We start from the raw sequence: 14,985 nt of genomic DNA, 5'->3' as shown, positions 1-14,985 counted from the left end.
AAATGCTTAAACAGGTTGCATACGTACTAGCTGCGTTATTTTTTACCACTATTATTTCAGCGCAGCAGGATATTGTTGAACTAAGTAAAAAATTTGACGAATTATCGATACAAAAAAAAGGACTGAATGAAACCATTAAAATTGATGTTTCAGGACTCGCTTTACATGATTTTATTGCTTCAATTGCCGAAGAACATCAATTAAATATTGATGTCGATACAGAACTAAATCAACCGGTAGCCAATAACTTTTTTGATGTAACAGTAAAAGATGTGTTGATACATCTGGTTCAGAAATATGATTTGGAAGTTAGCTTCACCAATAACATTATCATTTTCAAAAAAAGGAAAATTATTGCCATCGTTGAGAAAAAACGTCCCAAATTTATTGATGTAAGTTACAATCCGGAAAATGATTTTTTATCCATAAAAATAGAAAACGATACTTTATCTGCGGTTGCAAAAGCAATTACTGACAAATCGGGGAAAAATCTAATTCTGGCACAGGATATAAAAAATATCCGAATCTCTTCTTATATTTTAAATCGTCCTTTTGATCAGGTTATCGAAATGATGTCAAAATCAAATGATTTATCTGCGATTAAGGATAATAATGATGTTTATTTTATACAAAAAAACACAGCCGCTACTGCCAGCTTACAAAGCAACAGCCCTAAAGCAAAACAGCCTAAAGCAAACCTTGGAGTTCCTGGTTTTTATGACGTAAACCTCAACAAAAACGGATTTCTACAAGTAAATGCCTTTGTTGCAGATGCCGCAGATTTGTTGACTGAAGCAGCAGAAAAACTGCATATTAATTACTTTTTATACAACAAACCTGAAAACGAAAAAACAACGCTTTCAGCAGATAATATAACTTTCGATCAACTCTTGGAACATATTTTTAAGGGAAAAAAATATACCTATAAAAAACAGGATCATTTTTATATCATTGGTGAAGAAGCAACAGAGGGTTTGAGAATTACAGAACTGATTCAATTAGAAAACAGATCGATCGAATCTGTTATTAATACCCTGCCTAAACTCTTTTCTGAAAAATTAGAAATAAAAGAATTTATAGAGCTAAACGGGCTAATTGTCTCAGGATCCAGATCGATCCTTAATGAACTGAAAATTTACATGAAACAAATTGACAAAGTTGTACCAATGGTACAAATAGAAGTCATTATTGTTCAGTACAACAAATCATACGACATACAAACAGGATTAAAAGCAGGTTTAGACAAAATTAATACGCCTAAAACGAGCGGTGTTTTATTTCCAAACTCCGATGTCACGCTAAACGGTTCTTCGGTAAATAGTTTAATAGATGCTTTTAACGGATTTGGTCTTTTTAAATTAGGAAAAGTAACCTCATCGTTTTACTTAAACCTAAAACTCCTTGAAAACAACTCCGTTTTAAAAATAGAATCTACTCCTAAAATTGCTACAATTAGCGGACATGAAGCCAAATTATCAATTGGTGAGACCAGTTATTATTTTGAGCAAAATAACCGATTGATAAATAGTAATATCGGAAACGATATCCTAAACTCGGGAACATGGAAATCTACTGATGCCAATTTGAGTGTTTCTATTAAACCTCATGTCTCTACAGACGAAAATGTAACATTGACCATTGCGGTAGAAAAGAGTTCTTTTTTGGCCAGAGTTGGTGAAGATGCTCCTCCAGGAAAGGCTACACAAAAATTTGAATCTTTAGTACGCGTAAAAAACGGAGAAATGATTTTACTCGGTGGTCTGGATGAATTGAAAAAAGAAAATTCAGGAACAGGAACTCCACTACTGTCAAGGGTTCCCGTTATAAAATGGTTCTTCAGCAGCAGGAAAAAAGCTAAAAATGATTCTAAGCTTCACATTTTTATTAAACCAACAGTTATTTACTAATGTTAGCGACTTTATCTAAATTTATAAAGCTAAATGACATAAATGTCGTTGGTGTAATTAAAAAAGAAGACTGCGAAGTTTACAATCTGCTTTCTATTAAAAAGAAAGCGAATAAGATTACTATTGTTTCCAAACAAACTTTTGAAAACTTTGAAATATTAGCCAAAACAACAGATAAAAAAATACCTCTTCTAATTGTAATAAAAGGAAAAGGTGTTTTAAATAAAGAAATTAATTTTGAAAATGAAGCTGATGTAAATTGGCAGAAAAACATTGATTATAATACCATTTATTACACAGACATCAAAGGAGCAAATTCTAATTTTATCAGTTTTTGCAGAAAAAACATTGTAGAAGAAACTCTTTCCAAATTTCAGAAAAAAGGGTTCCAGGTTATAGATGTTTATATTGGTTCTTTTTTGGCAGCTTTATTAAACAATACCTTAAAAAAAGAAATACTGTTTTCAACTGATTTATCTTTAGAATTTGAGAACGATAAATTATTGCGTTTCACCAAGCAAAACGAAACGGTAAAAACGGTAGCCTACAAAATTGGAGAAGATAGTGTTTCTTCTACTTTTTTACCGCTTTATGGCACCATAATTCATTTTTTTGTTCAGCCTGAAGGTGTTTCAAAAACGACCAATGAAACATTGAACAGTGAAGAACTTATTTATAAAAAAGCGTTTCATTACTTAGGTGTCATTATGCTTGTTGGTTTCCTTGTTTCATTATTAGTCAGCTACTTTCTAATACAATATTATGGTACCAAAAATGCAGAATTAAATCTCCAGACCGTATATTCGAACCAATCGTATCAACTGATCTTGGATCTGGAAGCTCAAAAAGAAAAAAAACTGAATATCTTAAAAGAATCGGGTGTTTTATCTTCCAAGTTTCTTTCTTATTACGGTTATCAGATTATAAAATCTGTTCCGTCTGATATTTCTTTAAATGAGCTAAACATTATACCACTAAGCGGAGAATATAAAGAAAATAAAAAAGTTTTTTTTGAGAACAAAACCATCCTGCTTAAAGGTGAAACTTTTCAAGAATCCTCTTTTAACAACTGGCTTGAAGACATAAAAAGAATGGATTGGCTACAGCGCTTTGAAATCATCAGCCTAAAAAAAAACAAAAAAAACAAATCAATATTCGAAATAAAAATAACACTGAAAAATGTTTGAGAATTATTCCTATAAACAAAAATTTCACGCTTTGATAGTACTCTTTTTTATGTTGTCTTTTACCGCATATAAAAGATCTTTTCATGCTTTATTTGATGTGATTACAGAATATCGAATACTATCAGAAAAAGCAGATAACATTAATAAAAAAGCAAAAAACACAAATGGTCTCACAAGAGATCTTGCCTATTTAGATAAAATAATTGGAAAAGAAGGCGCATCAAAAGAAATGGTACAACAAGGTATTATAAGTTTTGCTTCCGAAAACTCCCCAGGAATTTCTATAAGTGATCTGAAACCCATACATAATTTTCCTGAAGATGATTATCATATTATTACCAATCAATTAGACGTAACCGGCAACAGTAATCAGCTCTTAAAACTAGCTTATGATTTTGAAAAAAAATTCAATCTTTCCAGAATAGTCAGCACGAGTTTCTATACAACCAAAAATAATAATAAATCCGAAGTTTTACATTTAAAAATGATTTTTCAAAACTATGAAAACAACAAATAAAATTATACTAGTTCTTTTGTCATTCCTAACCTATTCCTGCGAAGATATTCTTGAAGAAGATATTAGCGACGATACGGTTCAAATTCTTTCACCAACAAATAATTCTGAAATTGAGAGTAACGTGGTCAGCTTTAAATGGAATAGTCTGAAGGGTAGCGATAAATATCGTATTCAGGTATATGGATCAGATCAAATATTGATACTTGATTCTTTAACTACAAAAACGGCCATAACTTTACCTTTAGAAGCTGGAGATTATGTCTGGAGGGTAAGAGGAGAGAATTATGCCTATGAGTCTATTTATTCTTTTCCCTCTAATTTTTCGACCACAATTTCTAAAGATTTAAGCAATCAGCAAGTGATCTTGAAAAGTCCTGAAAATGATAAATTTGTTAATTTTATTAATGTGACTTTACATTGGGATGCTCTTAATTATGCCAGCAGTTATAATGTAAAAGTTGTCAATACAGTAACAGGGCGAGAAGTATATTCCAATCCTAACATAACGGATACCTCTATTACACTCAATTTACTAACACTGGAAGATGGAAATTACGAATGGCGATTAAAGGCTAAAAACATTGATTCGGAAACAAAACAATACGCGGCACGAAAATTCAATATCGATACTACTAATCCAAATCAGCCAAAAAATATTTTGCCTGCTGATAATTCAACCCAAACAATCAATTCGAGTATGAACTATACCTGGAGTATTCCAAATGATGTGGGAAGTGCAAAATCGCCAATTTCATATATAGTGGAATTTTCCAATGATGTCGATTTTAATATAATTATGCTAACTCAAAACAGCGATTCGACAACACTTCAACAATCCTTCTCTACTGCAGGGGTTTATTATTGGAGAATAAGAGCAATTGATGGCGCCGGAAATGTTGGTCCAAATAGCACCAAATTTAAGTTTACTGTTAAATAAAATGGTAAAAAAGAAAATAAATATAATTCTAATTATAGCCGTTCTTGCACTTTGGGGAACGGTTGGTTATAGGACGATTAATCGTCAGTTTTCCAGTAATGAGGTTTCTTTGGAGAACGAGAGTCAACTCAAGAATATAACCCTCAATCAAATTAACAAAGATACTTTTGAATTAGAAAAAATAAATCGAGATCCGTTCTTAAATAAACAATTTCAAACTACTCCAACTGTTGTCACCAGAAAGGTAATTTCGAATTACATTCCTGTAAAAAAAACAACTGCAGCTGTAGTTCCAAAAATAGATAACAGTCTCAAATGGCCCGTGTTGTCTTATCACGGATACATTGTATCTAAAGAAAGAAATGAAGATTTGGTCTTGCTTAAAATTAATTCGAAATTATGTCGGTTAAGACTTAATGTTCCTTCAAATGGGGTATTGGTTAAAAAAAATTACAAGGATTCTATTGAAGTTTATTTCAATTCACAAAGTAGAATTATTAAAAAACAATAAATCTTTGCTTGGGGTTTAACCGCAAGGAGTACTATTATAACATGGATTTCTTAAAAGTCTTCTGATTTTTTGATTCAAAACAAAAGCCCAATCCTATTTCGGTTTGGGCTTTATTGCATTTGAGTTGTAGTCTTACACCTCAACTGGTTTTTGTATTTGGTCTAAACTTAAAGACCTAAAGTAAGTAACGAAATTTGTGGTCTGTTTTATCTGCCAACAATAGCTTTTAGTTCCACATACTTGTCAAGGTTTTTAAAATTATGCCCTTTTTCTTTCATAGATTTAACAAACTGAGGTGAAGCTCCCATCGCTTTTGCAGCAATAACATCATCCAGATTCAAATCACTAAATCCCAAGTCTTTGTATTGTTTGATTAAATCGGCTGTTATATTCTGTGATTTCAAAGCAAATAAATCATCCGGTTTGATGTTTTTATAACCTGTTTTTTCGATATCATTTATATATTTCGCCGTAATATTCATGGATTTTAAAGCAAACAAATCGTCGACTTTGATGTTTTTGTACCCCATTTTTTCAAACTCTTTTACGTATTCCGGAGTAATATTTAAGGATTTTAAAGACATCAGTTCATCATTGGAAAGATCATTGTATCCTAATTGTTTAAAGGAATCCACAAAATCTTTATCGATATCCATTGATTTAAATCCTATAATATCATCCTCGGTTATCTTACCCGAATTTCCTTTATTGGCATCCTGAAAATCAGCAATATATTTCCCGTCAATACCCTGAGATTTTAAGGCAATGAGTTTATCGGCACTAATATCTTTATAGCCTGCTTTGCGGATTTCGTCGATAAAAGCTTTATCAATTCCCATTGACCTAAAAGGAATTAAATCTTCAAAATCAAAATTTACAAGCCCCGATTCTTTGATAGAAGTAACATAGTCTTCGTTTACATCTAAAGCTGCCAACGGAATCAACTGATCTTTATCTACATTTTTATAACCGTTTTTCTTCAGCATTTTTACATAAGAACTTTTTAAATTTACGATAAAAAACACCATCAGGTCTTCATCATCTGCAACTTCAACTCCTTCTTGAGCCATTTCTTTGCTGAAATTTTTATTGGCAACAAATTTATAGGTTCCCATTCCGGTTTGTCCTTCAAATTTTCCGGTAAAATTCATGGTTCCTGCTTCACGTGTTATCGTGAACTCGCTTTTTTTGTCCATTTCCAATCCTTTCAATTCGCTCAATTGAAAAGTCGTTGACGAACTATTATCGCCATCGTTTTTGAATTGGATATTTACCGTATTACCTTTGATAGTGGCAAACCAGTTTCCTTCTGTTTCCATTCCGTTCTGAATGTTCGACTGTGCTTTAGATTCTTTCTGTTTTAGATCGGAATTTAAAGTCTGACTTTGCGCTGCCGGTTGATTAAAAAGGCAGGCAAACAATACCAATAAAGGCACTAGGAAAAAATATTTCCAGGTGGTGTGTACGTTTGATTTTTTTGAATTCATCATAATGATTCGTTTTTTGAGTAATGATTGATTATAGTTGGTTGTAAGACTCAATGGAAACTGTGGCGCCGCTACTTTGAGCAGGCTAAACTGATAACTTTCTTTTTCGACTGTGTTCTGTTCTAACATTTTGTTGTCTGTTAAAAATTCGAGATTGCTCTCCAGTACTTTTCGCCACTGCCAGGCAAATGGATTAAACCATTGAAAAATAAGAACTACCTCAGCCAGTAAAAGATCAATAGTGTGTTTTTGCTGCACATGAATTTTCTCATGCAACAAAATCTGATTGTACGTATCCCACTCGTATTTTTCGGGATTTATAAAAATCGTATTCGCAAACGAACAAGGTGCTTTGTCGTCTTTTATCTCGACAATCCTGAATTTGCCATCCTGAATGACCGATAAGGAATAGGATCGATATAACAGTACAACGGCCTGCATCAAAAAGTTAAGTCCAAAGATTAGTACGCCAAACCAATACAAATAAACCAGCCATTGTAACATTACCTCAACATTAAAGTGTTGTTGGGTTTGTTCCACCAAAACTTCCTGAACGGGTGGTGCTTGTTGCGCTACAGTTGTTTTTTTGTCAACAGCAACCTTAGCGGCCGGAATAGCTGTCAGTATAGTATCTTTTCTAAATGAAAATTGATGTGGTACGGGAAGCAACGGCAAAATAAAAGCTACAAGCATACAGCCCAACAAAACAAATCTATTGAGATCAAAGAACGTTTCTTTCTGCAGTAGTACTTTATAGAATACAAAACAGGCAGAGAGAATCAGGGCGGTGTATAAGATATAAGGTATCATACTTTTCCTTTTTTAATGATGCCAACTATTTCATCCAATTCATTCTCGCTAAGCTTTTGCTCCTTGGCAAAAAAAGCAAGCATACGAGGATACGAATTATCAAAATATTGACTAACGATATCTTTTAAGGCAAATTTCTGATACTCTTCTCTACTGACTACCGGAAAAAAACAATGCATGTTTCCTGTAGTTTCATGATTCAGGAATCCTTTTTCTTCCAGAATCTTGACTATTGTGGCTACACTGTTGTAATGTGGTTTGGGATCGGGCAACAATGGAATTACGTCTCTAATGAAGGCTTTGTTCAAATCCCAATAGACCTGCATGATCTGTTCTTCTCTTTTGGCTAATTTTATCATGGTTAAATTTTTTCACAAATATAACTACTAATTAGTTAGTAGCAAAACTAATTTATTAATATTTAAACTAATTTGTTAGTTATTTATTAGTTGTGGGGATTTAACCGCAAGGAGCGCAATGTGTTACGCAAGGAGCGCAAGGTTTAGTTATAGCTTTTCGGTTATTTTATAGCCATGAATTAATAAAGGGACTGCCTCGTTAAAACTACGACACAGTCCCTTTGTTAGTAAATGTTTTTATTATTTATAAATCTTTAAAAAAATATTTTAGTGTAATTTTATTGATATCTAAAATTTTAATCCACATTATGATCCTTTTCTTTATTGTTTTACCTCAACATGTATTGCACCTTCTTTCGAATCATGAACCAGCTTTTTATGCGCTTTAAGTCCTGGAAAAGGATGTATAATTTTAGTCACAGCATCTATCCTAAGTAAACTTTGTATAAAATCTAATTTATTAATTAACCCACGACTAAAAGAAACATCAACAATATTGTTATTTTTAAAAACCTCTTCTGGTACGCAATGCTTTGAAACTAATTCACCCAATTTATAAAGTGCTGTTATTTTTTCAGCCATCAATTTCAGGGTTTCATTTTCAGATTTTCCTTTTTTCACAGAATCATTATATAGCTTAACTACTTTTCTACCCGGTTCTGCATATCTAATATGATTGCCAAATGACTCATTATCATACATCGCTTTGGCTTGTTGCATAGGATTTCTAATTGTACTGGTTATGATTACCGATTTATTTAGGGAATCATTGGCCGCATTTTCTAAAACTGTTATCGTCTTATTACTAATTTGATTAATTCGCTCTTGTGACAAACCACGATCAAACGTAACAATATTACTATGTTTCCTTTTTACCTCGCCTACTTTTGTACTCTTATTTATTTTTATCATTTGCTCAAAATCTTCAGCATCATTTGCTATTGACCTGGCTTGATCCTTTCCATTAATAACTTTTCTGGCACTAACATAATCCGTTTTTGACTCATTTACATACTTGCTGATACTAACACCCGTGAAAATACCATTGTTCATTCCCCAAATCATAATTTTGGCAGCAATTTTTGGCTCCATTGCCTTATCAGGATAGTTGACTAAATCTACACCAAACTGGTCTTTCATCTTTACATAGTTATTTTTCCATGTTAATTGCACATAACCTCTACCGGAATATTTTACTCCATCTCCTTCTTTTGTATTCCCTCTTTCAATTGCCGTTTTTCTTCTTTTTTCAGTATTTGCCAAAATCGGATCGTACCTGTGATAGGTTCTTTCTCTTGAAACTTTATCCTTTATCCAAAAACTTTCTCTTACGGGTTTAAATGTTTTAAATGTTTCCGTGTAAACCGTAGCAAGCATATAAGCTACCTGTTCTTTTAGTGGCACTAATTTTTCTAACATAAAATATTCATTCATATCAGTCAACAACACTTTAAGATTCGCTTCATTTTCTCCTTTGTATTTTTCCAGAAAATAGGCGATATCAATAGCATTTTTACTACCTCCTTTCGAGTCATTCTTCATAGAACTTGAAGTCCCCGCCACCATATTCACTCCTTTATAAGTTAAATGTTTCGTAGAATAACCTTCAACTCCCACATAATAACTCATTTTTTCTCCATTTTTCGATCCTTCAGGACGTTTTATAGAAAAACTTGTAGCCGCCACACCTGCTGCATTTACTTTTGCTTTATTCGAAAAAACCGCTTTTTCTCCCACTTTGTGAGCGGTTAACACAACCTCATCACCAATCATATTTTGGGTTTTAACGACTATAGTCAAGATGGTGCCTTTCGCATTAAAAGAAATTTCATCTTCTGCTGTTACCCTATTGCCATCGTATCTGAAATAAGCGTCAATGATTTTTTTCTCAACGCTAACATGCAATGCTACATCTGTTTCTTTATAAGCCGGTTTTTTAAATGGATATAATTTTCCTTGTTGTATTCCTTCCAGTTTAAACCCGATATTGGCCGTTTTTCTGTTTTGGAATCCGATCTGTTTTTTGAAATTAGAATCAAATTTTATTTCTTTAAAAATCTCGCCATTTTCGTTTGTTTTTACATCACAATAATGATTCGTTTTAATTGTATTCAAATAGAAATAGATCCTAACAATCTGATTATTGTAATTAGGAATAGTTGCCTTTATCCAATTGCTTTCTCCCGCAAAACCAGATGTTCCCTTTTTACTACCATTACTGTACGCCCAACTTGCCTCTGTTGCTTGCGGATATTTCACCTCTATTTTACAAGTTGAATTCGATTTACCTCCCTCTTTTGTGCTACTGTTACTGTAAGCTTCAATAGTAAACTCTCCTTCTACATTAGGAATAGGAAAAGCAAAAGATTCTCCTTTAGCTAAATATTGCTTTTTGGCTTGATTATTTTCTACTTGCAATGTCAAGCCATTCGGAATGTATACTTTATTGTTTTTATCATAAACCAGCCATTTTACATTTTGCTTTTCCTGGAGAGTAGCCGGAATTTTAAATGTTTTAACTTTGAATTTGGCTTCCTGACTTATTGGTTTCAATAGATAAATATTCTTTTCATCCCCTTCTTTTGTTATAGTGTCAACAAAATTCTTAATCGTTTTAATACTATAATTTTTGCTCAAGGCGTACTGGTCTTTACTCCATACTTTAATAGTAAATTCACCCAAATCAGCCATAACAAGTTTAATAGTACCTGTTGAATCTACTTCTTGTTCTTCTGAAATCGTACTTACTTTATTGGCATTTGTATACACGACCTGATAATAAAGTTTTAGCGGATTTAATGTTTTTACTTTCGTATCTTTTAGAGCGACTTTAAATAACTGTGCTTCTGTAGATGGTCTTGTAAATTTATCTTTAATAATAACAGGAGGAGTAATTACAATTTCCTGAGCAACTATTTCTACTTCTACAAAAGCAGATCCTTTTATCGTTTTAGTATTGTTTGCTCCGGGTCTAAATCCGTATGCTTCTATTTTATACGTTCCCGCTTTGTCAAAATTATAGTGAAACGAAGTTCCTTTGTCTGCAAAAACAATTCCTTTGTCCTTTTTGTTTTTACTGTTATAAACAATCCAGTTTATGTCTTCTTTCTCATGCAGACTTTCATTTATAAAGGTTTCATCAACGAAAAATTCGAGACTTTCTCCTATAATAAATGAAGTTGCTTCTGCATTTTTAATTTTCACACCTCCTTTGTTTACGCCACTTCCTTGAATGTCTTCTATTTTTCTCAGGAATACGTAAACCTCTTCTCTTCCAATTGATGCATATAGTTTGTCGGCACTTAAATTCGGGTATATTTTGGTTTTGGAAGTTATTGTGATGGTATTCGGTAAGGCATCAAGCCCTTCCACTTCTTTTAGCAATAAGAAAAGTTCATCATATTGCTCAAAAAGGTTGGCAACGTTAATACTATCATCCCCTAATTGTTTTTTAATCGTCGTCCAACGCTCTTTACTTCCTTTAGAAATTCTCCCATGCAATATATTGGAGTCAATTGCTTTAATCATTTTTTTGCGGACAATGTCCCAATTAAAGTTTTGAGTTTCTATAACCTTTTGATTGGATTGTTTCAATAAGGCATACATTTCTGTAAATAATGTATGCTCCGGTTTACCATCAAAATCTGCTGCAACGTCTCTTTCCTCAAAAGCTTTAACAATACTGGTCCAGTACGTTATCGCAACAGCATCCTTCGTTTCATTAGCTACTGCTAATTTCCTTTTAATTGCTGCTTTTATAACTTCTAGTGTTGGTTCGCCCGTGTTTATTTGCATTTTTTGCGGTACCGCCACGATTTGTTGTGCTGCCACACTAGCATAAGTTTGAGTCGCCAGACCGCCACTTAAATTTGGAATGCTACTTGCAGCTCCTGATCCCGGAGAAGTATTGCCTGTTGATGTGGAAGAACTCTTATTCGTTCCGCCTGTAGTATCAACAGCGCCTCCTCCGGTTGGAGTGGTTAAAGTTTGTTGTGCTGTCTTCGTAGTCGAAGAAGTAGTGCTCAATAAATTTGGTGAAATGGTAGCTCTTTCTGCCGTTGCAGTTGGATGTACGCTGGTTTCTGAAGAAATAGTTTGTTTATTATCCCTTCCCAAAGTTGTTTTAGCAGTATTTGATGAAGTTCCTGAAGAAATACTATTAGCAGTACCCCTTCCTACAGTTGTCACAGCATCATTTGACATCGTTTCCGAAAAAGTTGAAGAAATACTATTATTGGTAGTCTCTCTTATAGTTGATGCAGTAAAATCTGGCTTTGCCTCCTCAGAAACCGAAGGAGTAGTGCTAATCGATGTAAACGAATTTTGGTTCGTTCCGACAGTCGTATCGGTAGCGCCTCCTTCGGTTGAGGCATTGGAATTGTTTAAAATAGCAGCAGCCTCACGGGATTTTTGCTCCTCCCATTCTTGTACGATATCTTTTTGCTGGCTCATCTCTTTTGAAACTTTGGCCAACTCTTTTAGAATGTCTTTAGTTAGTTGTTCGGAGCTACCTGTAACAGTACTGTCTTCTATTGAAATATTGAAATTGTGAATGGCATTTTTACGCATGGCTAGAGTATTTTTCTGAGTGTAAAAGTAGTATCAGAGTTCGTGATTTTAAAATTTCAATCCACTTGTATTCAGTAGTTTCAGCAGAAACAGAACTTACTGAAACTACTGAATACAGTGGTCTTTTTTTAGGTCGTTTTACATTTCTCTACCTTACTTTTACACCCTCAAATAACAGCTAATATGCTTGTCTTATAGGTAGCCGAAATTTCAAAATTTACCAAACCAATCTTATAAAACAGTCCAAGTCTCATTAGATACTAAATGGGGAAAACGAAAATTTTTAAGCATTAATTATTTCTCGTTCGCTCCTGTCTATGAAAACAACACAACAACCTCAGCAAAGGTTTTAACATTCTAAAATATTTACTGTATAAGGTGCAAGCGCACCTGCCATTACGTATTGAATCTCTTAATTATTTAAACTATAAAAAATGAAAAACATGATTAAAAACTGGAAAACAACAGTAACAGGAATTATTGTTGGAGGAGTAGCAGCGGCAGTTGCTTTGGGTTATATCACAACAGAAGTTGGCACACAAATAACAGGTCTTTGCATTGCTCTTGGCTTAATTGTAAGCAAAGATGGTGATCAGACCGGTGTAACAAAGTAAACGTATTTCTCAGGAGGACGGGAAGTAAAAAATAGTCCTCCATCATTAAAAAACATCAAATCAGTTGCCCTAAAAAAGGGAATACTACGCGGAAACCGATATCGTATTCTTTCCAAAATCAATCTCAGGAAAGTTTGACTTTCTAAAAATCTACCATTTAATTACACTATTAAAATTAATACCAATACACTATGACGACAGATATCAAGACAATTTTAAGCTGGTTTAAAACCGGCAAAAAACCAACTGAAAAACAATTTTGGGATTCCTGGCTAAGTTTCTGGCATAAGGATGAACAGATTTCACAAAAAAACATAACCAATCTGGTGGATACCCTGAATAATAAACTAGAGACCGATCTATTTAATAGTCACCAAACAGATGAAACAGCACATGCCCAATTATTTGCAAAAACTAAAATTGTCAAACCCGGAGAATTTATCGTTTTTAAAGTTGAACCAAATACAGCTGATTATTTAGAAATAGGTGACAGTGTGATTGGTTATTGTCAAGACAATTTCCTTTGTGAAGCAACTTACTACGGTGGAGATACCAGTTTGATGACCAGTTTTACCAAACTAAACAATAAAGTAGGCAGAATTGTATCATTCACTTCCAATGATTCAAGTAATGATGACTTTATCATTTATGAACTTAATAATGAAGTCCTGCTTAGATCTTTGAGCTGTGGTGCATATAGCGGAGTTTATCTTATGTACAAAAAACCGGGAGAACAAGAATTCTCAAACGCATGGTTTAATGGCACTTATCCGAAAACATGGGTAACCTGGTTTGATTTTACTGCGGGTACAGTTATTAAATTAATAGATACGATTGGTGGTTTGGAGGATTCGGAAGAATTTATAATTGGACAACCGGAGTAAACCAAAGCAAAACCTTAAAAAAATAATACCTATGAAAAAAGCAATTATACTATGCATTTTAGCAATCGGAACGATCGTAAATGCTCAAAACCAGATTATAACTAAAAAATTACAACTTGATAATGTGCCCCCTGGGAATAACACTGAAAAAATTCTTGTCATTGGAACAGATAAAATTGTAAAAAAAGTCGATATCCCTGCTGCTGCCAATGGTAGTGAAACAAGGATACAAGCCGGAACTAATATGACTATTACAGGAACCGGAACGAACTACAACCCTTATATTATTAATACTTCCGGTGGATCTTCTTCTACTCCCGTAAGTGCATCACTACCGGGAATTGTGGACAACAAAGTATTACAAGAATTGGGTGGAGTTGATAAATTAATCAATGGTATCAGAATTGGAAAAGGTAATTCCAACGTTTCTAACAACACTGCAATAGGCGTAAACACGCTAAGATCTAATACTACCGGAGAATATAATACCGCAATTGGTTTTCTTGTCTTAGAATATAATACAACAGGAAAATCAAACACCGGACTTGGAGTTGGGGCATCTTATTATAATACTACCGGATATGAGAACACAGCCTTAGGCCATCAAACTTTAAATTTTAATACTGTTGGAAGTGGTAATACCTCTGTAGGATTTCAAAGTTTAGTTCGAAATTACGCGGACCAAAATACTGGAATAGGAACCTATTCCTTATGGAGAAATACTACAGGTGTCAGAAACGTAGCACTCGGATATGGCTCGGGAGTCGGCATATCTTCAGGATCAGGGAATGTAATAATTGGTACCTTAACACCTACTGCTGATTATAAATTGACCGTTAGTACGGGTAGCAATAACTTAGTAATAGCCCCAAACGGCGGTATTTTTAATGGTATAACTACTGGTTCCGGAAACATTGTCCTTGGAAAAGCAGAAGGATTGCCGGCGGCTTTAGAGAATAATATTGTAATTGCTAACGGTATAGGCCAGATAAAAGCTCAAAACAATGGCACCAACTGGACGTTTAACGGACAAATCAATAAAAGTGCCTTTGATACCGCCCCAGTCTCTGCAACTGCTCCGGGCACACTTGGGGAAATTCGAATAACAACAACTTACATCTATGTTTGTACAGCAACAAATACGTGGGTTCGTTCTTCTTTAACAACCTGGTAAAATAGTACAAAATTTAGACTTGGTTGTGT

The 14,985-nt window shown here is 33.8% G+C and carries 11 protein-coding genes; 8 read left to right on the top strand and 3 right to left on the bottom strand.

What is annotated here, in order from left to right; all coding sequences use genetic code 11:
• Positions 1-2: 2 nt before the first annotated feature.
• From AB674_RS18355 to AB674_RS18335, 5 genes are read left to right on the top strand one after another with little or no spacing between them, the layout of a single operon-like run.
• Complete coding sequence (locus tag AB674_RS18355) at positions 3-1,907, top strand: type II secretion system protein GspD (protein ID WP_047778717.1); 1,905 nt, start codon at positions 3-5, stop codon at positions 1,905-1,907.
• Positions 1,907-3,094, top strand: a complete 1,188-nt coding sequence (locus AB674_RS18350; protein ID WP_047778716.1) for a hypothetical protein — start codon at positions 1,907-1,909, stop codon at positions 3,092-3,094. The genes AB674_RS18355 and AB674_RS18350 overlap by 1 nt, the downstream gene beginning before the upstream one ends.
• The gene (locus AB674_RS18345; RefSeq protein WP_047778715.1) at positions 3,087-3,611 is read left to right on the top strand and encodes a hypothetical protein; all 525 of its coding nucleotides are present in this window, start codon (positions 3,087-3,089) and stop codon (positions 3,609-3,611) included. Before AB674_RS18350 ends, AB674_RS18345 begins: the two co-directional genes overlap by 8 nt.
• Complete coding sequence (locus AB674_RS18340) at positions 3,595-4,548, top strand: hypothetical protein (RefSeq protein ID WP_047778714.1); 954 nt, start codon at positions 3,595-3,597, stop codon at positions 4,546-4,548. Before AB674_RS18345 ends, AB674_RS18340 begins: the two co-directional genes overlap by 17 nt.
• 1 nt (position 4,549) lies before the next feature.
• Positions 4,550-5,059, top strand: coding sequence for a hypothetical protein (locus tag AB674_RS18335; RefSeq protein ID WP_131701559.1), 510 nt, complete (start codon positions 4,550-4,552; stop codon positions 5,057-5,059).
• Positions 5,060-5,265: 206 nt separating this feature from the next.
• On the opposite strand, the gene AB674_RS18330 is transcribed toward AB674_RS18335, so the two are convergent.
• The 3 genes from AB674_RS18330 to AB674_RS22040 all read right to left on the bottom strand — a co-directional run bounded on the left by AB674_RS18330 (position 5,266) and on the right by AB674_RS22040 (position 12,284).
• The gene (locus AB674_RS18330; protein ID WP_047778712.1) at positions 5,266-7,356 is read right to left on the bottom strand and encodes a M56 family metallopeptidase; all 2,091 of its coding nucleotides are present in this window, start codon (positions 7,354-7,356) and stop codon (positions 5,266-5,268) included.
• Positions 7,353-7,715, bottom strand: a complete 363-nt coding sequence (locus AB674_RS18325; RefSeq protein ID WP_047778711.1) for a BlaI/MecI/CopY family transcriptional regulator — start codon at positions 7,713-7,715, stop codon at positions 7,353-7,355. The genes AB674_RS18330 and AB674_RS18325 overlap by 4 nt, the downstream gene beginning before the upstream one ends.
• 321 nt (positions 7,716-8,036) lie before the next feature.
• Positions 8,037-12,284, bottom strand: a complete 4,248-nt coding sequence (locus tag AB674_RS22040) for a hypothetical protein (protein WP_053004330.1) — start codon at positions 12,282-12,284, stop codon at positions 8,037-8,039.
• A gap of 434 nt (positions 12,285-12,718) precedes the next feature.
• On the opposite strand from AB674_RS22040, the gene AB674_RS18315 reads away from it, so the two are divergent.
• The 3 genes from AB674_RS18315 (at position 12,719) to AB674_RS22035 (ending at position 14,956) form a co-directional block, all read left to right on the top strand.
• Positions 12,719-12,898, top strand: coding sequence for a hypothetical protein (locus AB674_RS18315; RefSeq protein ID WP_047778710.1), 180 nt, complete (start codon positions 12,719-12,721; stop codon positions 12,896-12,898).
• A gap of 191 nt (positions 12,899-13,089) precedes the next feature.
• On the top strand, positions 13,090-13,782 hold the full coding sequence (locus tag AB674_RS18310) for a hypothetical protein (RefSeq protein WP_047778709.1): 693 nt from the start codon (positions 13,090-13,092) through the stop codon (positions 13,780-13,782).
• Positions 13,783-13,813: 31 nt separating this feature from the next.
• Positions 13,814-14,956, top strand: a complete 1,143-nt coding sequence (locus AB674_RS22035; protein ID WP_053004329.1) for a hypothetical protein — start codon at positions 13,814-13,816, stop codon at positions 14,954-14,956.
• Positions 14,957-14,985 lie beyond the last annotated feature (29 nt).

Source organism: Flavobacterium sp. ABG, from assembly GCF_001027725.1.
Lineage (GTDB): Bacteria > Bacteroidota > Bacteroidia > Flavobacteriales > Flavobacteriaceae > Flavobacterium > Flavobacterium cupriresistens.
Note: the sequence above shows the minus strand (reverse complement) of the source record. Positions and strands in the feature narration are given on the sequence as shown.